At 39.7% G+C, this 18750-nt stretch carries 23 protein-coding genes and 2 pseudogenes; 23 read left to right on the top strand and 2 right to left on the bottom strand.

The features are described 5' to 3' along the window. The 15 genes from JCM10519_RS21590 (at position 1) to JCM10519_RS21530 (ending at position 9627) form a co-directional block, all read left to right on the top strand. Positions 1 to 507 (top strand): hypothetical protein, encoded by a 507-nt coding sequence (locus tag JCM10519_RS21590; RefSeq protein WP_054741751.1) that lies wholly within the window; start codon positions 1 to 3, stop codon positions 505 to 507. Then, positions 504 to 923 (top strand): hypothetical protein, encoded by a 420-nt coding sequence (locus JCM10519_RS21585; protein WP_054741750.1) that lies wholly within the window; start codon positions 504 to 506, stop codon positions 921 to 923. Before JCM10519_RS21590 ends, JCM10519_RS21585 begins: the two co-directional genes overlap by 4 nt. Before the next feature lie 29 nt (positions 924 to 952). Beyond that, on the top strand, positions 953 to 1357 hold the full coding sequence (locus JCM10519_RS21580; protein WP_054741748.1) for a hypothetical protein: 405 nt from the start codon (positions 953 to 955) through the stop codon (positions 1355 to 1357). Beyond that, positions 1350 to 1487 (top strand): XkdX family protein, encoded by a 138-nt coding sequence (locus tag JCM10519_RS21575; protein ID WP_054741746.1) that lies wholly within the window; start codon positions 1350 to 1352, stop codon positions 1485 to 1487. The genes JCM10519_RS21580 and JCM10519_RS21575 overlap by 8 nt, the downstream gene beginning before the upstream one ends. 11 nt (positions 1488 to 1498) lie before the next feature. Next, a complete protein-coding gene (locus JCM10519_RS21570) occupies positions 1499 to 1918 on the top strand; it encodes a phage holin family protein (protein ID WP_054741744.1) in 420 nt (139 codons plus the stop codon). A 68-nt stretch (positions 1919 to 1986) separates the two neighbouring features. After that, positions 1987 to 2832 carry an N-acetylmuramoyl-L-alanine amidase gene (locus JCM10519_RS21565; RefSeq protein ID WP_054741742.1) on the top strand — a complete coding sequence of 282 codons (846 nt, stop codon included), beginning with the start codon at positions 1987 to 1989 and terminating at the stop codon, positions 2830 to 2832. A gap of 776 nt (positions 2833 to 3608) precedes the next feature. After that, complete coding sequence (locus JCM10519_RS21560) at positions 3609 to 4391, top strand: methyltransferase domain-containing protein (protein ID WP_054741739.1); 783 nt, start codon at positions 3609 to 3611, stop codon at positions 4389 to 4391. A 343-nt stretch (positions 4392 to 4734) separates the two neighbouring features. After that, the gene (locus JCM10519_RS21555; RefSeq protein ID WP_054741737.1) at positions 4735 to 4971 is read left to right on the top strand and encodes a hypothetical protein; all 237 of its coding nucleotides are present in this window, start codon (positions 4735 to 4737) and stop codon (positions 4969 to 4971) included. A 29-nt stretch (positions 4972 to 5000) separates the two neighbouring features. Next, positions 5001 to 5162: a hypothetical protein gene (locus JCM10519_RS32810; protein WP_347845085.1), complete on the top strand. Its 162-nt coding sequence runs from the start codon at positions 5001 to 5003 to the stop codon at positions 5160 to 5162. Positions 5163 to 5640: 478 nt separating this feature from the next. After that, the gene (locus JCM10519_RS21550; RefSeq protein ID WP_054741735.1) at positions 5641 to 5841 is read left to right on the top strand and encodes a hypothetical protein; all 201 of its coding nucleotides are present in this window, start codon (positions 5641 to 5643) and stop codon (positions 5839 to 5841) included. A 183-nt stretch (positions 5842 to 6024) separates the two neighbouring features. After that, entirely contained in the window at positions 6025 to 6240 is a 216-nt protein-coding gene (locus JCM10519_RS21545; protein WP_054741733.1) for a hypothetical protein, read from the top strand. A 49-nt stretch (positions 6241 to 6289) separates the two neighbouring features. Beyond that, positions 6290 to 6862 (top strand): hypothetical protein, encoded by a 573-nt coding sequence (locus tag JCM10519_RS32805; protein ID WP_347845084.1) that lies wholly within the window; start codon positions 6290 to 6292, stop codon positions 6860 to 6862. Further along, positions 6852 to 7361 (top strand): CPBP family intramembrane glutamic endopeptidase, encoded by a 510-nt coding sequence (locus JCM10519_RS32800; RefSeq protein ID WP_347845097.1) that lies wholly within the window; start codon positions 6852 to 6854, stop codon positions 7359 to 7361. The genes JCM10519_RS32805 and JCM10519_RS32800 overlap by 11 nt, the downstream gene beginning before the upstream one ends. Before the next feature lie 316 nt (positions 7362 to 7677). Then, positions 7678 to 7995 (top strand): hypothetical protein, encoded by a 318-nt coding sequence (locus tag JCM10519_RS21535; protein ID WP_054741731.1) that lies wholly within the window; start codon positions 7678 to 7680, stop codon positions 7993 to 7995. A 336-nt stretch (positions 7996 to 8331) separates the two neighbouring features. Further along, positions 8332 to 9627: a LysM peptidoglycan-binding domain-containing protein gene (locus JCM10519_RS21530; protein WP_054741729.1), complete on the top strand. Its 1296-nt coding sequence runs from the start codon at positions 8332 to 8334 to the stop codon at positions 9625 to 9627. A gap of 384 nt (positions 9628 to 10011) precedes the next feature. On the opposite strand, the gene JCM10519_RS21525 is transcribed toward JCM10519_RS21530, so the two are convergent. Beyond that, the gene (locus JCM10519_RS21525) at positions 10012 to 10401 is read right to left on the bottom strand and encodes a hypothetical protein (RefSeq protein ID WP_347845083.1); all 390 of its coding nucleotides are present in this window, start codon (positions 10399 to 10401) and stop codon (positions 10012 to 10014) included. A gap of 356 nt (positions 10402 to 10757) precedes the next feature. Beyond that, positions 10758 to 11240, bottom strand: coding sequence for a hypothetical protein (locus tag JCM10519_RS21520; RefSeq protein WP_054741725.1), 483 nt, complete (start codon positions 11238 to 11240; stop codon positions 10758 to 10760). A gap of 276 nt (positions 11241 to 11516) precedes the next feature. Between JCM10519_RS21520 and JCM10519_RS21515 the strand changes: the two genes are divergently transcribed. The 8 genes and pseudogenes from JCM10519_RS21515 to JCM10519_RS21485 all read left to right on the top strand — a co-directional run bounded on the left by JCM10519_RS21515 (position 11517) and on the right by JCM10519_RS21485 (position 18535). Further along, the gene (locus tag JCM10519_RS21515; RefSeq protein WP_347845082.1) at positions 11517 to 11696 is read left to right on the top strand and encodes a hypothetical protein; all 180 of its coding nucleotides are present in this window, start codon (positions 11517 to 11519) and stop codon (positions 11694 to 11696) included. A gap of 233 nt (positions 11697 to 11929) precedes the next feature. After that, positions 11930 to 12277 carry a radical SAM protein gene (locus JCM10519_RS32795; RefSeq protein ID WP_347845081.1) on the top strand — a complete coding sequence of 116 codons (348 nt, stop codon included), beginning with the start codon at positions 11930 to 11932 and terminating at the stop codon, positions 12275 to 12277. A 109-nt stretch (positions 12278 to 12386) separates the two neighbouring features. Beyond that, positions 12387 to 13064 carry an SPASM domain-containing protein gene (locus JCM10519_RS32790; protein WP_347845080.1) on the top strand — a complete coding sequence of 226 codons (678 nt, stop codon included), beginning with the start codon at positions 12387 to 12389 and terminating at the stop codon, positions 13062 to 13064. A gap of 212 nt (positions 13065 to 13276) precedes the next feature. Next, positions 13277 to 13462 carry a hypothetical protein gene (locus tag JCM10519_RS21505; RefSeq protein WP_054741721.1) on the top strand — a complete coding sequence of 62 codons (186 nt, stop codon included), beginning with the start codon at positions 13277 to 13279 and terminating at the stop codon, positions 13460 to 13462. Between the two features lie 223 nt (positions 13463 to 13685). After that, positions 13686 to 14228, top strand: coding sequence for a hypothetical protein (locus tag JCM10519_RS21500; protein ID WP_347845079.1), 543 nt, complete (start codon positions 13686 to 13688; stop codon positions 14226 to 14228). Between the two features lie 189 nt (positions 14229 to 14417). Further along, positions 14418 to 14816: a MarR family transcriptional regulator gene (locus JCM10519_RS21495; RefSeq protein ID WP_347845078.1), complete on the top strand. Its 399-nt coding sequence runs from the start codon at positions 14418 to 14420 to the stop codon at positions 14814 to 14816. A gap of 110 nt (positions 14817 to 14926) precedes the next feature. Continuing rightward, positions 14927 to 16665: pseudogene (locus tag JCM10519_RS21490) on the top strand (ABC transporter ATP-binding protein). After that, positions 16665 to 18535, top strand: a pseudogene (locus JCM10519_RS21485) (ABC transporter ATP-binding protein). The pseudogenes JCM10519_RS21490 and JCM10519_RS21485 overlap by 1 nt, the downstream one beginning before the upstream one ends. Positions 18536 to 18750 lie beyond the last annotated feature (215 nt).

Here is an 18750-nt window from a genome sequence, read left to right as displayed (position 1 = left end):
ATGGGCAAGATATGGATGCCAGGAGGCGGTGGCGGTGCTGATCTGGATGTCGTAACAGCCAGGGCTTCCGATGTACTGGCCGACAAGGTGATTGTGGATAAAGAGGGTGAGCCTTTAACGGGAACTATGCCGAATAGAGGTACTGGATATCATGGTATGGGTTCGGGATTAAACACACAAGGACTATATTATTATATTGGGCCTGGATACTACTATGAAAGTCCTACAAATAATCCATGGGTATATATGACCCGCTCAGAGGTTGCGGCAACTCTTGGCATCGAGCCTTGGAAAATGCGAGGTGATGTAAATGTATGTGGAGTTCAAGGTAGCATACCCATGCAAGGAGCGGACGTTTCTGGCACTGATCGGGCATGGGCAACTAGCATGAGTAATTGGGCAGGAACTGTTAATTTAGGGGTCAGGAATGGGCATTACTTAAATGGTGTCAACTGGATTCAGGCGAATATTCCAGAATATCAGCATGGAATATTAAAAAAGGTGTGAATATCGGAGGCGTTGTTGGCACATTTGATGGGTATGTACCGACTGCAACTGACCTCTACCTAAGAGGTAATAATATTGCGGGATGGGATAATGATAATACACTTGGATTAACTTTTGATGCAGGGCAAATAACTTTAAAAACTGTTTCTAGTGGTAATAGGCATATAGCAGCTACAGTTAATGCGGTTGGTTTTAATTATATAAATTTTGAAATCTATGTAAGCGGTAACATTACGTCAAATTCAAATATTAATATTTATTCATTTGCTGGTAGTTACCCAGGAGGAAGAGTTGGTATATCTTCAACAGGAACTTATACGGTATCTATTCCGGTTGCAGGGGCTCAGATGTATGGTCGATTAGTTCTGTTGATAAAGGACTTCCTTGGAGCAATTTATCGTATTTGGTTTAGTTAACATGAAAAATCATGTTGAAAGGAGATTACATGAAAATTTATGTAAATGAAAATTATGAAATTATTGCGTTGGATAATGAACCGATAAATTTTGCTAAGGTTTTTGATGTTAATCAAACAAAGGCTGAAATGTTTGGAAGTCTTTGTAACGCTGCTATAAGTGGTTATAAATATGAACCGCAATTCGAATTTCTGTTTAACGAAGATGGTAGCAATGCAAGAGATGAGAAAACCGGAGAACTGCTATATAAACTTGATGATGATGGGAATAAAATCTTTATTGGATATGCTTTATATCCTTTTATAGATAACAATACCCTTACGATGATCCAAAAGCAATATGAAGAATCCCAGAAGCAGGTGCAGGAACTAAACGCTAAGGTAGCATATTTGTCTATGATGTCCGGCATTGAAATGGAGGTAGGCCATGAGTAAGTTTGAATTGGTAAAAGGATTTTACGAAGCAAGTCTATGGTCCGTTGGGATGGTATGGAATGCCGTAGGCCGTTGGATCACAGGGGACGAGTTCCGGGATATCACCGGGAAAGAATATGAGAAAGAGTGAGGAAAATGAGAGTGAAAAATATATTATGCACAGTGGCAGGAGTTGTAGGCAGCTTTATAGCATCATTATTTGGGGGCTGGGATACTGGGATCGGTACCCTGGTCCTTTTTATGGTCATTGATTTCTTTTCCGGACTGGCAGTGGCCGGAATCTTCAAGAGGAGCACCAAAACTGAAACCGGAGCCTTGGAATCAAAAGCCGGCTTTAAGGGGTTGTGCCGCAAGTGCATGACTCTCTTATTTGTTTTGATCGCCTACCGCCTGGATCTGGCTATCGGGACCAATTACATACGGGACATGGTGATTATCGGCTTCATGGCAAACGAGCTGATTTCCATTGTGGAGAATGCCGGGCTTATGGGTCTGCCGCTTCCTGCAGTTCTGATTAAAGCTATTGATGTACTAAAAAAGAAAGCGGAAGTAACTGAATAATTGTTGCGACAGTCGCACTTTTAGGCCCGGGAGATCCTGGGCCTTTTCTTATGGATTGGAGGATCAATATGCAGATCAAGAAATTACTTACACCTTATAATTATAATACTGGTACTGCAGACCGTATCAAGTACATCGTGATCCATTATGTTGGAGCTTTGGGAGGAGCAGAGGCAAACTGTAAATACTACGCTTCCCGGTATATTGGTGCCAGCGCCCATTATTACGTTGGATTCAGCGGAGAAGTCTGGCAGTCAGTAGAGGATCGAAATATAGCCTGGCATTGTGGAGCAAAAGCATACATTCACCCAGAATGCAGGAATCAGAACAGTATTGGTATTGAAATGTGTGTAAGAAATAGCAGCGGAAATCTGGCAGACACAAACCGGGACTGGTACTTTGAGGAGGCTACGGTTCAGGCGGCTATTGAGCTTACCAAGGAATTGATGGAGAAATATAACATACCTGCGGACCGGGTGATCCGCCATCATGATGTAACGGGGAAAATTTGCCCAAATCCTTATGTATGGAACCATACCCAGCATACCTGGGACGGCTTCAAGGCAGCCCTTGCAGCACAAGAGAAGAAATCAGGGTGGAAACAGGAAGATGGCGGCTGGAGGTTCTATAATGGAGATACCGGCCTGCCGATCCGAAATGACTGGCATCATGATAAAGAGAAGAACTTGTGGTATTGGTTTGATGGCGCCGGAATCATGATCACAAATAAATGGTACAAGTACAAGGGCGAATGGTATTATCTTAATGCAGATGGCGTCATGCTCAAAGGTACTCTGATTGCTGAATCCGGAAAGGTTTACTGCCTGGACAGCGAGGGTAAAATGATTGTGGAACCAGTGACGCTCACACCGAATCAAGATGGGGCGCTGGAGTATCCAAGACTTGCGGGGTAAAATTCGTGTTGCATTTTCGTGTTGCATAGTTTCGAAAAGATGCAACATGAGCCGAAAAATGACCATGCTATGAGAAAATCAAAAACACCGGGAAACCTCGTATCTATAAGGAATCCTGGTGTTTATTGATGTTCTCGTTATCTTATTATTACGGGTTCAACTCCCGTCTGCTCCACTCAATGTAAAAAGCCGTTAAAAGCCTTAAAATAAAGGTTTTAACGGCTTTTTATTTACGTAAAGTAAAATGTACCTTATAGCCGATCTTGCAGGGCAGGGCACAGAAAAATTTGCTGAGGGTGGAAATTTTATAGTTGAACTTTAAACCGATGAAGCAGATGAGATTGGCAAAGTAATAATTCTATTTCTTTTTACGGAAATTTTTTATAATACAGAGATCAAGAAAAAGATCAATCAAATCTACAATTAAATCAATAAAACCATACACTTTTATCCCTCCTTAGCATCTTATGCGTTTTAGTTACTCTTTAAATATTTGAGGCAGCATAAGAAAACCATAACATAGACAACATTTTTAAAAATTCAAATATTTGAAAAAACAATGCGATAAAAGTAAACATATAGCACCCCCCTGATTATTTGTTTGATTCAATTATATTATAAAAAATTGATATTGAAAGCAGGCTAATCATTAAGATTATTTACAAAACCTTAGTATTTAATGAATTTACCGTACATTGGAAACATAATATTGATAGTTGGCAAATTTGATGGTACTCTATTGATGAAGATTATTTATGTAACAGGGGGGTAAATTTATGCCAATAATCAAAGGGTTGGAATGGACCTTTAACACGGAAGCTGAAAAGTATGAAAAAATGCGTCCTGAGTATGTTCCAGAGTTATACGAAGATATTTTTAAATTTATTACAATTGATAAAACAAGTAATGTTGTGGAGGTTGGAATTGGGGGAGGACAAGCGTCGTTACCGATTCTAAAAACAGGCTGTAAGCTAACCGCCGTGGAATATGGTGAAAATTTAGCAAAATTATGTCGTCAAAAATTCAAGGAATTTCCTTCTTTTTCAACCGTAACAGCAAAATTTGAAGACTTTGAGTATGATGAAGATGCTTGCGATTTAATCTATTCTGCATCTGCATTTCACTGGATACCGGAAGAAGTTGGATACACAAAGGTTTTTGAACTCCTAAAAAGCGGTGGTGTCTTTGCTTGCTTTGCTAATCATCCATACAAAGATAAAGGTAGAGAAGACATTCATGAGGCACTTCAGAAGATATATTCTGTATATATGCCTGGCGCTGGAAGTGCTGATGAATACAGTGAAGATGAAGCGAAAAAGCGTGCATATACAGCTCGGAAATATGGTTTTACTGATATAAGTTATAAATTATATCATAGGACAAGATCCTTTACGGCAAAAGAATATACATCGCTTCTCGCTACCTATTCTGACCATATTGCTATTGAAGAGCATACGAGAAAAAGGTTCTTTTCAGAAATTGAAATAGCTATTGATAATTTAGGTGGTCACATCACCATATATGATACTATAGATTTACAGCTTGCCAGGAAACCATAACTTTCTTTTATTATCATAAGGCGAAGCTATTAAATAAATGAGGAAGAAATGTTTAATTATTATTTTCCAAAGCAGAAGAAAGAGGTAAGAACGTGAGAAAATAATAAAAATGAAATGCTAACATGGAAAATACCGGTGAAAACTAGACCCTCCAGAAATATTTTACACTCCCGTATATTTGAAATAACCGTCAGATTATTGGATGCAGTATAGATGCTCAGTGCCTAAAGATAACTGAGCTCTATAAAAAAACAAGGGTGAAAATGCAGCTAAATTATAAAAATGTTACCTTTGGGCATAATATGAATAATATATAATAGGGGCAAAACAGGGAGGGGAATTTATGAGGGGTTATTTGTCCATTGCAATATTTTTCACCGGAATAATTTTAGCAGTATACATTGGATATTGGACTCTGTTGATTAAACCAATTATGGTATGTGTTTCGGCATCAGACGCAGGAGTGCTGACCTCCGCAATGACGACGATGACAATCATTAAGTGTGCCATATCATGGCTGGTTGCTGGAGTGATTTTCGGATTGGGGTATATTGCTGCAATGATTGTGAGTCACAGATAATCTAGGACGTTTTATTGGAGGAAGAAACGATGTTGAATGAAGAAGTGCAGGCATGGGTAGATTTGGGTTTTTCTGAGGAAGAAGCAATAACTATGGCAAATGCAACGAAGGGCAGAAATGATGGTGCTGAAATAACAGATGATGACTCTGTTACTTCTTTTACCGATTCAATTAAAAGGAATATGAAGTAGGTATATATAGCTGATACAACGAGCATCATAATGTAAACGAATTCCTGGATTTCATAATTGAAACAGATAAAGTGTGCTATATACAAGCTGTGCGAGACAGGAAAAGGCTATTATGTATATGAAAAGCATTCTGTGAAGCAGATACATACCTCATTAAATGAAATTGAAAAGAAATTATCCGCTTCTTTTTTTTAGTGAAATCTGGCGTGTATTATAAATTTGAATTATGTTGTTAGTATAGATAAGAGATCGCGAATTGCAGTAATGGAAAACAGCGTAGACATCTCAAATTCATTAAAAGTGTCTAAGAGATGATGAGAAGAATAAATAATAGAGAATATAAATAAAACTAGAAATATTTATTAGAGCCATCAGAATATGAAAATCTGATGGCTTTTGTATTAGGAAAATAGTATAATGGGGGAAAACATAATGGGTAAAAGAGATGAATAAATAGTGATCGGTAAGCTTGAGTGCTGTGGAAGAAATTATTGGCAGACTGAAAAGGGGTATAACTATGCCATTAGATATTAAAGCATATTGGGGTATTAAAGGAGAGCCAGCCGCCACTACACCAACAACCTGGGATGTGGCGGGAAAATATATATTAAAGCTGGTGAAAGCAGATAGTTATGCACAGAGTAATGTAAGGACTTCCACTCATGATGCAGTGTATTGAACTTTTGTTTGTGGTTTTTTTGGCAGGGGCAGGCGAATCAGGAAGCGACAGAGAAAACGATTGAAATTTTCAAATTTATAAAACAGGTGCTATAAGCGGATTGATGGAAAGAGATAGCCGTGGCAAGCATATGTTAGTAGTTGAAAAAGCGCCTGACACCGTATATGGCAGGGCTTACTGTCGATGTGGACAGTTGACCGGAATAGAAATAAGGCCGCATATTATTTTATAGGAGAGATTATGGAAAAATATATGAATAAACCGGTGAATTGGATATTTACTGATGAGGATATTAGAAAGGAATACCAACGATTTAATGACATTAAGAGAGTAGCAGCGGCGTTTTGTCTGGATAATAAAACAGTGAGACAGATATTAAAGAAAGGAGGGGAAATGTAAATAGGATGAGAGAATCAATTAAATAAATGTTATGAAAAAGGAGAATGAAATGGAACAACAAAAAAATTATGAGAAAACTCAGATGCTTATTTTTCTGGGTGTGGTCTTTGCATTACCTTATATACTAGGGATTTTAATGGGGATTAGCTATACTAAGGGGCTTGATGTATCGGTTTTCCCCTCAGCTCAAATGTTCTACCCTGCTTCGGGAGCAATACTGGCCGCTTTAATTACGCACAAAGAAGATCAGCTGATTCCTAAGAGATTTTTTTATTGGTTTTTTTTAATTCTTACTTTACTGTTATTGGTTTGTACAGTGGCAAGCATTATTGTGCCTGGAATGAGTTGGAATGTCATTTCTCAATTTATAATGGTACTTGGTTCTGTTATAGCATGGATTTTACTGCTTACTGAGAAAAAAGATAAGCGTATTGCCTATGGATTGAGAGGAGGGCGTTGGAAAATAGCTGCTCTCATTATTCTGCTGTATTTAATTCTTTACTTTAGCAGAACCGTTATCATGTATATCTTAAGTGGTCAAATGCAAACCATGACAGAAATTATGCAAAAGCCTGTTACTTGGCTGATGTTATTGACATTGCCCATAAACTATTTTTTTTAATATTTATTGCATTTTTTGGAGAGGAGTACGGTTGGAGGTACTTTTTTTCAGCCTATACTGCAAAAAAAGGTTTGGAATGGTTCGCGGTGTTTTTGTTCTTGGAATTGCTTGGGGAGTGTGGCATTTACCCATTAATTTCTTTTATTATTCCTCTCCTTCCGTAGGGATTATAAGCTTGGCAGGACAATTAATTACATGTGTTACATTGGGAATATTTTATGGTTGGGCCTATTTAAAAACCGATAACATATGGACGGTTGTTATTTTGCATTTTATCAATAATAATTTGATTCCGATTATTACCGGAAATTATACGGAGGATGTTCTTCAAAATCAAGACGTAACATGGAATGGTGTAATTTTATTACTTGTTGTCAATACGCTGTTGTTTGCAAGTGTTATTTTTACAAGCTATTATAGAAACGATAGTCGGAGACTTCCAACAATGGATGAACGGGTTGATCAGCATAGGAAAAATTTGGAAGAGCCGGAACAATGATAAGATATGAAAGAATGAGAGGTACTAAGAACAAACAAGTTCTTAAGTTGCTGTAAATAAGTGAAGGGTACTTTCGTGGATAAAGGTGAAAAACTGTCTATTAAATCCTAAGTAATAAACACAAATGATATTATTGGGTTGGCAAGACCTGCATTTGGTGATATTTCTTGGTTAGATATTTTAGGATCTGAGTACTGCCATAAAAATAGAAAAGTAGTGGGGGTGCGTTAAATATGAAAACACATAAAAAACATTGGTTGGACTTCTTGTTTTTATTTATATGTATAGTTGGCATTTTTTTTGCTGGATGAAATCCATGTATTCAGTGAAGGAATCCCCAACTTTACAAGGCACCTTCATATGTGATAAGCTTCCTTTTGCGTCTATGGCGTTTGATTTAAATGATAACTATACATTTTATTACTATAATTATGATGAAAAGGATAAAGGAACCTATTCAAAAGGACCAGATAATGAACATTATATCAATGGCTCCAAATTTCATAATACCAAAATACTGTATGATGGGAAAAAGCAGACGTTTACAATTATGATAGATGGAGAAACCTACTTGTTTAAACAGTTGGACCGAGTACCAATTATTGAAGTTGAACCAGAAAAGAAAGAAGAATAAAAAAAGAGAAAAATATTGTAATCAGTTAAATGGCATTGGAGAATAATCCAGTGCCTTTTATTATTCAATTGTAACCAGAGAAATAATATCTGGACACTTTTATATCAAGGTTAGGTGGAGGGAAATATTATGTCAGCATCAATATTACCAGTAGTCCAGAAATGGGAGACGTGTTATGCTTAAGTGATTAAATGTATAAATAGATTGTTGAGCAAGGATTGCCGGGCGATGTTATTGCATAAGATTATTGAGATACATATAATTATTTGCATTATAATGTTATGAACAAGCAAGAGTGGCATATAATAGAATTAATAAGATCATTTGAGGAAAGCCATGATCATACACGTTGTTCAGCCAGGGGAAACCATCTATTCCATATCAGAGTATTACAAAATCCCTGTTGCCAGATTAATATTGGAAAACGGAATCACAAACCCCGACAATCTGGCAATAGGCCAAACCATTGTGATTGTTCAACCGGAAACAGTCTATATCGTCCAGCCTGGCGATACTTTGGAGAGTATTGCGGAGCAGCATGGTACTACGCAATTGGATTTACTAAGAAATAATCCCTATCTTTCCGATAGAGAATTTTTGTATGCCGGTGAAACCATAGTTATAAGCTATCAAACAAATAAAATAAGAACAATTACCACTATTGGTTATGCCTTTTCTTATATAGATAAATCTGTATTAATAAAAACACTTCCTTTTTTAACTTATCTGACTATATTCAATTATAGGGCTACAAGTGAAGGAGAAATTATCTTCAGATACGACGACACTGAAATTGTCAATCTGGCTAAAGTTTATGGTGCTGCACCCATGATGTTCGTCTCTACTATGACAGAAGAGGGAACAGTCAGCCGTGAAGTGTCCTATAATATTTTAAATAATCCTTCTGTACAGGATCGCCTTATTGATAATGCTCTTCGCATAATGAAAGAGAAAGGCTTTTATGGTATTAACATATATGCCGAAAACATCACCTATGACACCATAAACAGCATTGCAGAATATTTGCAAAGAGCCTCTGCGATATTCCGCTCAGAAGGTTACAAGATACTGATTACCATAACGCCGTCTACGGATATTGAAACCTCTAACATTAGTTTTGAAAAAATAGACTATTCAATATTATCTGAATTTGTTGATGGAATCATATTTTCTTCATATGACTGGGCAAGGTCTTACAGCTATCCAAATGCAATTTTTCCCGTTAATATCTTAAGAGATATGTTAGATTACTGGGTTAGTATTATTCCCCCTGAAAAAATCTTTCTGGGAGTTACTGCTCTGGGTTATGATTGGACACTTCCCTATGTTCCCGGCGCGTCGGACGCTACTGTAATAACTTATAACAGTGCGGTACAAATTGCAGCGGATAACGGTATACCAATACAATTTAGTGAAGTGGCACAGTCACCCTACTTCTATTATATGGATAGTGATGGGAATCTCCATGTAGTATGGACTAAAGATGCAAGAAGCTTTGATGCACGAGCCAGACTGGTAGTAGAATATAATCTCCAGGGCTTATCTCTTTGGACCATTATGAGGTTCGATGCCCAAATGTGGTTTGTTATTAATACTCAATACTACATAGAAAAGCTGATTGGTAATGGCTAAGCAATTTTATATTTTTATATTCGATGCGATGCGCTTGAAGATTTATTTGATCTTAAATTGCCGCCAATTATGGAGTGATACTCTGGTCGATACGATTGAGATAAAAGAACTGTTTCAAATTAAAAAGCCGTTAAAGGCCTTAAAATAAAGGGCTTTACGGCTTTTTTATTTATGTAAAATTGTACGATAATATTATCAATGCATTTGAAGACAATACGGCAATTATTTTTACGAATACGTATAATATGCTAAATATGGCATTTATGCTGCATTTCAAGCTGCATAGATTTTAAGTGATGATTTATTTTGTGGTAATAATGACAGTTTGAGGCATAGTGACACCAGCAGTCCCAATGCATCAATATTAATAGCACATCAAAAAAATTATTTGCCGGCATCTTTGGAATTTGCAGTTAAAATCTCTTCTCCGCTGTCAGCATTGACGAACTTTACTGAAATGTTGTCAGCGGCTGTACCGTTAAATATATTATACATGCCTCCGTACATGTAAAAGCCTAATATAGAAAACCGGTCCGCCATGTTTAATTCAGTAGATTTCGTGGATATCTCAAATTCAGTAAAATTCTCATTATAAGTTATATCTGTAAAATTTGGAAAATCTTCAGAACCGATCATTTCAGATATTGATGAGTTAATGTTATCTTTCAGTTCATTCATCATCTTTTTATGTTGTTTCTTAGTTAAGATATATGTAACACTTCCATCGTCATTTAAAGTAATAGATTTATAACCTTTTTTCTTTGCACAATTCATTAAGATCATCCTGTGTCTGTTCTCCAATAAATTTAGCAGGAATATTTAATTCAACATCAGCATTTCCAATAGCGTCCAAGTCGTTTTTTTGTTTCAGCGTTTGTATTAGATTCTTTTATTGAAGTCTCAGTGCTGATGGTTTCAGATATAGCAGAAGGAGAATCTGTATTTTTGCCGCAGCTGGTTAATAAAATTAATGTGGAGAAAATAATAGATGCTGTTAATAAGTTTAATTTTTTTCATATCTACTGATTCCTTTTCTTTTTATAATTTTTATTATAATGCCATCGTCTATTTTAATTTCAGATCAATCGGCGTTGGTCGTACTGTATTTTTTTGCTTAGGGAGATTACTGCTTATGTGGACCTGGCAATACCGCATATACACGTTTCCATAGAGCCGTCATTTATCCTTTTGCAATTGGGACACTTCCATGCATCATATACGTTCCAATTCTCATCGTTGACCTTGGCCTTCTCCGATTCTTGCTTGAGAATCTGAGGCTGTACCTGCGGCCGAGTCGGCAAGGTTTTTGGAGGCTCGGAAAGAGGCTTGCAAATGGGTGTAATAATCGTTGGTTCTGCTTTCCCGGGGTGTTCCAATAATTTAAATATTTTATCCTGGTTTTCCAATATTTCGGAAAAGGCATATAATATCGCCCAAAGAGTTATAACACTAAGCAGTGTTGAGAAAAGGATGGCAAAGGTTGCAGTTCCGTCCCGTTCCAATTTTAAAGTGTGGAAATTTAGTCTCATACCAAGTGTGTCCGATAGAAAAATGCTTCCAATGATTCCTAATACTAATTCCACATACGCCAGAGTTTTACATATGATTTTCATACTTCTTTCCCTCCCAAGTGCATTATTTTATTAAAAAGCCAAAGGCTATTTTAATCCAATATAAAGTTCCTACATTCCTGTACTTTTTGTCATCTATAAATACTGAATGGTTTGAATAGTAACAATCTGTTCCATTAAGGAGTCTCTAATGATTATACAGCAATTCTGAGATTTTGAAAGTCAGAAAGTACAAAGTTATTGAATTTGGCTGTTAATAATATAAAAAAACTTGTAAAGATGCGAGTATACAGAATATATGCAAGAAAAGGCAATCAATTGAAGGTCAATGAAAAAAGCTGCCTGGACACTATGAAAAGATGGAAAATGAATATCCAAGAGCAGATTCAGTCAGAACAGTTCAAGCTAGTAAACGGGATGCGGAAAGCGCAGGATATAACCATGGATGGTCTGAAGAAAATGCTGTTTTCAGCAGATGGGATCACTCGTGGCGCATAAAAGCGTTAATAAAATAACGATTCACTTTCTATATGTGGTCATGTATAATAAAGAAATATGGACAAAGATAAAATATATGACCGTATTCAAACAGAAGCAAGACATGCTGCGTCAGAATCGGGAGGTACGCAGATAAATCATTGAAGAGCAAGGATTGCCTCTGCTGAGGCCCTTACAAGGCCCTATCCTGGCTGAAAAAGAATACGAAATAAGTTATGTAAGGAGATAAAGATATGCCACCAATACAGTTGCTGATTAAGCCAGCCTCCGGAAGCTGTAATTTAAGATGCAAATATTGTTTTTATCATGACGAGATGCAGAAACGGGAGCGGCAAAATTACGGATTTATGTCTTTAGAGACCCTGGAGGAGATCGTTAAGAAGACACTGGCTTATAGTGAGCGGCAGTGTGAGTTTATCTTCCAGGGAGGGGAACCCACTTTGGTGGGCCTTGACTTTTATAAAAAGCTGCTGGAATTTGAGAGTAAGCATAACATACGCAATATAAAGATTATGAATTCTATTCAGACCAATGGATACCAGCTGGGCGAAGAATGGGCAGAGTTTTTTTGCTGCAAATAATTTCCTGGTAGGTGTATCCCTGGATGGGATTAAATATACCATGACGCCTATAGGGAGAATTCTGCGGGTGAAGGTTCCTTTGGCGAAATTATGAAGACCCTTAAATTGTTTGACAAAAAAAGGGGTGGATTATAATATCCTTACGGTTGTAAACCGAAGAACAGCGGAGCGGATTCCGCGAATTTATGAATTTTATAAGAAAAATAACTGGAAATATCAGCAGTATATCGCTTGTCTTGATCCATTTGGAGAGCCAAAGGGAAGCCGGGAGTATTCTCTGACGCCAGAGGTCTATGGAGAGTTTCTTGTAAAGCTGTTTGATCTTTGGTATCTGGATCTTATGAAGGGAGAACAGCCATACATTCGTCAGTTTGAAAATTATATCAGCCTTTTGATGGGATACCCGCCGGAGGCATGTGATATGAAGGGGTGCTGCAGCATCCAGCATGTAGTAGAAGCGGATGGCTCTGTTTACCCCTGCGATTTCTATGTAATGGATGAGTATAAAATTGGAAACTTCCTGGAGGATTCTATTGAGGAGATGGGAAGCAGAGGATTGGAGAGCGGGTTTGTAGAGGCTTCTTTGAATAGACCTAAGGAGTGCATAACCTGCGAGTATGCATACTTATGCCGCGGCGGATGCCGCAGGAACCGCCAGATAGATGAGGCAGGCCATCTTGGTCAGAATTATTTCTGTTCATCGTATAAGTATTTTTTTGAGAAAACTTTATCAAGGTTGGAAAATATTGCCAGACAGCTGCTGCAGTCAGAACAGCAGAAGAGGTAGACCATAAAAAGGATAGAAAAATAGAATTTTCAAGGAAGCCGCAGAAAAAGCATGATTGTTCCCCCGCTATTTTAAACCTGGACAACTTAGGAATCAGTGAATTTCACACCTTGTCTAAGTGTCCCATATAATATAGTACAATCAATTAAAAAAAGGGGTGTAAAATATGTGCTGCTTTTTCGGAGGATGTAGGAATAACTGCAGATGTAACTGTGGATGTAACTGTAGATGCAATTGCCGCGGACGCGACTGTGAAGGCGTACGCGATGATTGTGAAGAGGAAAGAAGAAGAGCGTTTTGTGCCGGTTTCAGAGCTGGGTGTAATGATCCCCGCTGTCACTGCCGCTGGGGCAATGAAGACGATAATTGTGAATAAAGATAGGAAAGCGGAGGTCTGAATAGGTTCAGGCCTCCGCTTTTACATAAATATCCGGCTGCAGTTTTTTTTGCCCGGCCAGTGAATAATGCAGGCACAATTTCAGGGGATGGGGCATATACTGAATGATACGATAAAAAATATCAAAGGAAATTCAGAGCAATGCGCGGGGAGAAAATATGGCGGAACCGTCTTCCGTATGAAAAGCGGTATGATTATGGGGCATCAGGCCTCGGATAAAAGGAATGTACTGTTACTACAGAGCTGCGGAATGTGAACCTAAAATTACAAGGCAGGTCAGGGCAATGGCAAGGCGGGCAGGAATGGATATGGCAGGTGAGGAAAACCGCATAAAATCCAGGGATTCCTATTTGGAAAAGATTCAAAGAAAATATGGCCGGGGCTTCCAGGTGTATGAGGTAAAAGACATATTGAGATATACCTATACGGCTTCCGCAGAAGAGCTTGCGGGGAAAGCATTAACAGCCATGGAGCTTTATTGGGAATTAGGATATCAAACGATTGAAATTAAAAATTACTGGCTTGACAGGCAGAGTCCTTATAAGGGAATCAACACCACCTTGCGCTCACCTGACGGCCAGATTTTTGAGTTACAATATCATACACCGGAAAGCTTTTCCATAAAGAATGGGAAAATGCATGAATTATATGAAAAGCAAAGGCCGATCAAGGACTTAAGCAGCAGGGAGTACTTAGAACTGGGGAATCAGATGCTTAAGTTGTCCAATTCCATGGAGATTCCCAAAGAAATAGAACGGGTGAAGTGAATCTTATGGACAGGAGTGCGCAAAAGTTTTTAGACATGGGAATGGAAGCTTAAAAATGGGAAATGATAGTAAGAAAATTCACAAAATTTTCAAAGTTTTTTGGTTGCAAACCGGGCTGCGAGGTGATATACTCCTACATAGTTAATTAGCTAATTATTAGGAGGCTAACAGAAAGGGGATTGTTTGCAAATGAGACCAATGTGTCCGTTCCGGGATAAAGGATTGAAGGGAGAGATATCACTGACCCACAGCGTGATGGTGAGATATATGAGGATCATGAAGCTGCATCGTTATATCCTTGATGAGCGTCTGAGACAGACAGGGGTATACCGCAGCCAGCATCAGATTCTTATGATGCTTTCCGACCATTCCAATGTATCCCAGAAGGAGATTGCAGAACGCCTTTATGTGTCCACTGCCACCATAGCGGTATCGGTGAAGAAGCTGGAAAAAGGGGGATACATCACCCGGGCCGTTGATCAGGAAGATAACCGGATGAATAAGCTTTGCCTGACGGAAAAAGGAAAACACATGGTGGAGCACAGCCGGGAATTTTTTTCACAACGTAGAAGAACGTATGTTCCGTGATTTTTCAAAGGAGGAATTGGCTGTCATGGGGCAATATCTGGACCGTATTTATGATAATTTATCTCAGATTCCTTTAGAAAAGGACATGACAGAAAGAGAGGATTGATAACTTGAAACGATATTGGAAATATATCAGGCCGTATCTGGGAGCCTTTATACTGGCGCCCCTCTTAATGCTTACGGAAGTATTTGGTGAGATCATGCTTCCCAGGCTGACGTCCATGATCATCAACAACGGAGTCGCCACAAGAGATGTAGGATACATTTTAAAAATGGGAGGGAGAATGGTCGCCATTGCCGTTATTATGGCATCAGGAGGAATCGGAGCATCCTATTTTTCCTCTAAGGCTTCCATTTGCTTTAGCACGGACTTGAGAAAGGATGTATTTCATAAAGTCCAGCAATTTTCCTTTAAAAATATTGATGATTTCAGCACAGGATCTTTGGTTACCAGACTGACCAATGATATCCAGCAGATTCAAAATGTGGTGATGCTGAGCCTGCGTCTGATGTTCCGGGCTCCTGGCCTTCTGATCGGGGGCCTTATTATGGCCTATCTCATGAACCGCCAGCTGATGGTAATACTTCTGGTAGTGATTCCATTACTGCTCCTGATCATCTTTATTATTTTAAAGGCGGCTTTTCCTCGTTTTGAGGTAATGCAAAAGAAGATCGACCGCTTAAACTCCGGCGTGCAGGAGGCTTTGACCAATGTGCGCGTCATTAAATCTTTTGTCAGGGAAGATTTTGAGGAAAAGAAATTTCAGGCAACGAACCGGGATCTAAAGGAAGGCAGCCTTGACGCCATGAAGATCGTCATAGCCAGCATGCCTGTGATGATGCTTGCCATGAATGCCACGACCCTTGCAGTGGTGTGGTATGGAGGAAATCTCATTATCGCAGGAAAGATGCCTGTAGGTGATCTTACGGCGTTTACCACTTACATTGTCCAGATCCTTATGTCCCTGATGCTCTTATCCATGGTATTTTTGCAGGCTTCCAGGGCCATGGCTTCCTTAAGGCGTGTCAAAGAGGTTCTTGATACAGAAATCGATTTGACCGATGAAGATGCAACAGAGAAATCCGCCCAGGTCACAGGAGGAAAGGTGGAATTTCGGAATGTTTCCTTCCAGTATATAAAGGGAATGGATGAAATGGTCTTAAAACACATTAATTTTACGGCGGAACCTGGAGAAACCGTTGGAATCATTGGTTCCACAGGAAGCGGAAAGACCTCTCTTGTGCAGATGATTCCCCGTCTTTATGATGCGGATGAAGGACAAGTCCTGGTGGATGACATTGACGTAAGGGAATATTCCATCAGAAACCTAAGGGAAGGCGTTGGAATGGTCTTACAGAAGAATGTCCTTTTTTCAGGAACCATTGAAGAAAATCTCCGCTGGGGAGACGAGGATGCCACTATGGAAGAAATAGTCCTTATGGCGGAAAGCGCCCAGGCCGATGGCTTTGTTTCTAACTTTAAGGAGGGATATAGCACGGATTTGGGCCAGGGAGGTTCCAATGTATCCGGCGGCCAGAAGCAAAGACTTTGTATTGCCAGAGCGCTCTTAAAGAAACCGAAAATATTGATTCTGGATGACAGCACTTCTGCTGTGGACACGGCAACGGAAGCCCGTATCCGCCAGTGCTTCCAGACTACTTTAAAGGATACTACCAAATTCATCATTGCCCAGCGCATCGGTCCGTGGAAAATGCGGATAAGATCATCGTACTTGATGACGGACAGATCGTAGGCATGGGTTCCCATGAAGAACTGCTGGAGTCCTGCGAGGCTTATCAGGAGATTTATTATTCCCAGAGAGACCAGGAAAAGGAGGCAGGTGCATAATGGATAAGCAGAAAAAGATAGAAAGCTTAAAAAAGCGTTATGGCCGCGTTTCCCAGCCATCCAGGAACCGGGGGCCCGTAGGCGGACATGGAGGAGGCAGGCAGATAAAGGGCAGCCTTCCAAAGAATGCCAAGGCAACCATTCGGCGTCTCATGTCATATTTAAATGAATACAAACTACTTATGGGAGCAGCATTTTTCTGCGTGATTGCAGGTACGCTCGCGATGTTAGCCGGTTCTTATATGCTGCGTCCCATTATTAATCAGTATATTGCGCCGCCGGCCGGCGGAAAGGGAAGCGCTTTAGGCCTTGCAAAAGGTATTGGGATAATGGGTGCCGTTTACCTCATCAGTGTGATTGCCAACTATGTCCAATCCAGAATCATGCTGACGGTTGCACAAAATGCCCTGCAAAAAATAAGGGATGATTTATTTGCTAAGATCCAGACCCTGCCGGTGCGGTTTTATGATACCAATAACACCGGTGATCTTATGAGCCGGTTCAGCAATGATGTGGATACCATCGGCCAGATGCTGAGCAGCACCCTGGTCCAGCTTTTTACCGGAGCCTTGAGCATTATTGGCACTCTGGTGCTTATGATATATACAAATATCTGGCTGACTCTGGTGACCTTAATCATGATACCTGTTATGATGAAGATCGGCGGTTTTGTGGCGTCAAAAAGCCAGAAGTTTTTCTCAGCACAGCAAAGCTCCCTTGGTGCTGTAAACGGATATATTGAAGAAATCATCAGCGGCCAGAGAGTGGTAAAGGTGTTCTGTCATGAAGACGTGGCAGAAGAAGAATTTGAGATCCTCAACGAGGATTTAAGGAACAACATGATCCATGCACAGTTTTTCGGAGGCGTGATGATGCCGGTCATGGGAAATTTAAGCCAGTTAAATTACATCCTGACCGCATGCATCGGAGGACTTCTTTGTGTGCTCAAAGGCTTTGATGTAGGTGGCCTGACCGTATTTTTAACCTTTTCCAGGCAGTTTGGCCGTCCGATCAACGAGATGTCCATGCAGGTAACCAATGTATTCTCCGCCCTTGCGGGAGCAGAACGGGTATTTGCCATTATGGATGAGAAGCCGGAGCCTGCAGATGACGAAGCTGCGGTGGAGCTGGAGCCCATGAATGGATATGTAGAACTAAAGAATGTGACCTTTGGCTATGATCCCGGCAAAGTAATTTTAAAGGATATAAGCTTTATGCAAAACCAGGGCAGAAGATCGCTTTTGTAGGTTCTACGGGAGCAGGAAAAACCACGATCACAAATCTTTTGAACCGCTTTTACGATATTCAGGGCGGTGAGATTACCATTGACGGAGTGGATATCCGACATATCAAGCGGGAAAATCTGCGCCGGAATATTGCCATGGTCCTTCAGGATACCCATCTGTTTACAGGAACCGTGATGGAAAACATCCGTTACGGAAGGCTTGATGCAACGGATGAAGAAGTGATCCAGGCAGCCAAAACGGCTTCCGCTTATTCCTTTATCATGAGGCTTCCTGCCGGCTTTGACACGGTGCTGGAAGGCGACGGGGCCAACTTAAGCCAGGGGCAGAGGCAGCTTTTAAACATTGCCAGGGCGGCTATTTCAAAGGCCCCGGTTCTGATCCTTGATGAAGCGACCAGCTCCGTGGATACCAGAACGGAAAAGCATATTGAACGGGGCATGGACCGCCTTATGGCGGACCGGACCACCTTTGTGATCGCCCACCGCCTGTCTACGGTGCGCAACGCCAATGCCATCATGGTATTGGAAAACGGGGAGATCATTGAACGGGGAGATCATGAAGATCTTTTAAAACAAAAAGGCAGATATTATCAGCTTTATACCGGGGCAGTGGAACTGGATTAAACGAAAAAAACGATCTGCAGCCCATAGGGGGAGCATTGGAGAAAACGGCAGTATGGCATCAGTCATAATTTCGTTTTAACAATGCTCCTCTTTACTTATTAAAAATTCTAATAAATAAAAAGGGAAGATGACAATGTTAAACCATAGAAACGGGAGAAAAGCCTTTACTAATTATAAAAATTCAGCAAAAAAATTAACGAAGAATAGTGTATAAA

It is taken from the genome of Clostridium sp. NkU-1 (genome assembly GCA_001312405.1).
This window is presented reverse-complemented; position numbering and strand designations above follow the sequence as displayed.

What these genes read in the sequence shown, in the direction of transcription:
- JCM10519_RS21590 (WP_054741751.1), top strand. Translation starts at nt 1, where the DNA reads ATGGGCAAGATATGGATGCCAGGAGGCGGTGGCGGTGCTGATCTGGAT.
- JCM10519_RS21580 (WP_054741748.1), top strand. Translation starts at nt 953, where the DNA reads ATGAAAATTTATGTAAATGAAAATTATGAAATTATTGCGTTGGATAAT.
- JCM10519_RS21575 (WP_054741746.1), top strand. Translation starts at nt 1,350, where the DNA reads ATGAGTAAGTTTGAATTGGTAAAAGGATTTTACGAAGCAAGTCTATGG.
- JCM10519_RS21565 (WP_054741742.1), top strand. Translation starts at nt 1,987, where the DNA reads ATGCAGATCAAGAAATTACTTACACCTTATAATTATAATACTGGTACT.
- JCM10519_RS21560 (WP_054741739.1), top strand. Translation starts at nt 3,609, where the DNA reads ATGCCAATAATCAAAGGGTTGGAATGGACCTTTAACACGGAAGCTGAA.
- JCM10519_RS21555 (WP_054741737.1), top strand. Translation starts at nt 4,735, where the DNA reads ATGAGGGGTTATTTGTCCATTGCAATATTTTTCACCGGAATAATTTTA.
- JCM10519_RS32810 (WP_347845085.1), top strand. Translation starts at nt 5,001, where the DNA reads ATGTTGAATGAAGAAGTGCAGGCATGGGTAGATTTGGGTTTTTCTGAG.
- JCM10519_RS21545 (WP_054741733.1), top strand. Translation starts at nt 6,025, where the DNA reads ATGTGGACAGTTGACCGGAATAGAAATAAGGCCGCATATTATTTTATA.
- JCM10519_RS32805 (WP_347845084.1), top strand. Translation starts at nt 6,290, where the DNA reads ATGGAACAACAAAAAAATTATGAGAAAACTCAGATGCTTATTTTTCTG.
- JCM10519_RS21535 (WP_054741731.1), top strand. Translation starts at nt 7,678, where the DNA reads ATGTATTCAGTGAAGGAATCCCCAACTTTACAAGGCACCTTCATATGT.
- JCM10519_RS21530 (WP_054741729.1), top strand. Translation starts at nt 8,332, where the DNA reads ATGATCATACACGTTGTTCAGCCAGGGGAAACCATCTATTCCATATCA.
- JCM10519_RS21525 (WP_347845083.1), bottom strand. Translation starts at nt 10,401, where the DNA reads ATGAATTGTGCAAAGAAAAAAGGTTATAAATCTATTACTTTAAATGAC.
- JCM10519_RS21520 (WP_054741725.1), bottom strand. Translation starts at nt 11,240, where the DNA reads ATGAAAATCATATGTAAAACTCTGGCGTATGTGGAATTAGTATTAGGA.
- JCM10519_RS32795 (WP_347845081.1), top strand. Translation starts at nt 11,930, where the DNA reads ATGCCACCAATACAGTTGCTGATTAAGCCAGCCTCCGGAAGCTGTAAT.
- JCM10519_RS21500 (WP_347845079.1), top strand. Translation starts at nt 13,686, where the DNA reads ATGTACTGTTACTACAGAGCTGCGGAATGTGAACCTAAAATTACAAGG.
- JCM10519_RS21495 (WP_347845078.1), top strand. Translation starts at nt 14,418, where the DNA reads ATGAGACCAATGTGTCCGTTCCGGGATAAAGGATTGAAGGGAGAGATA.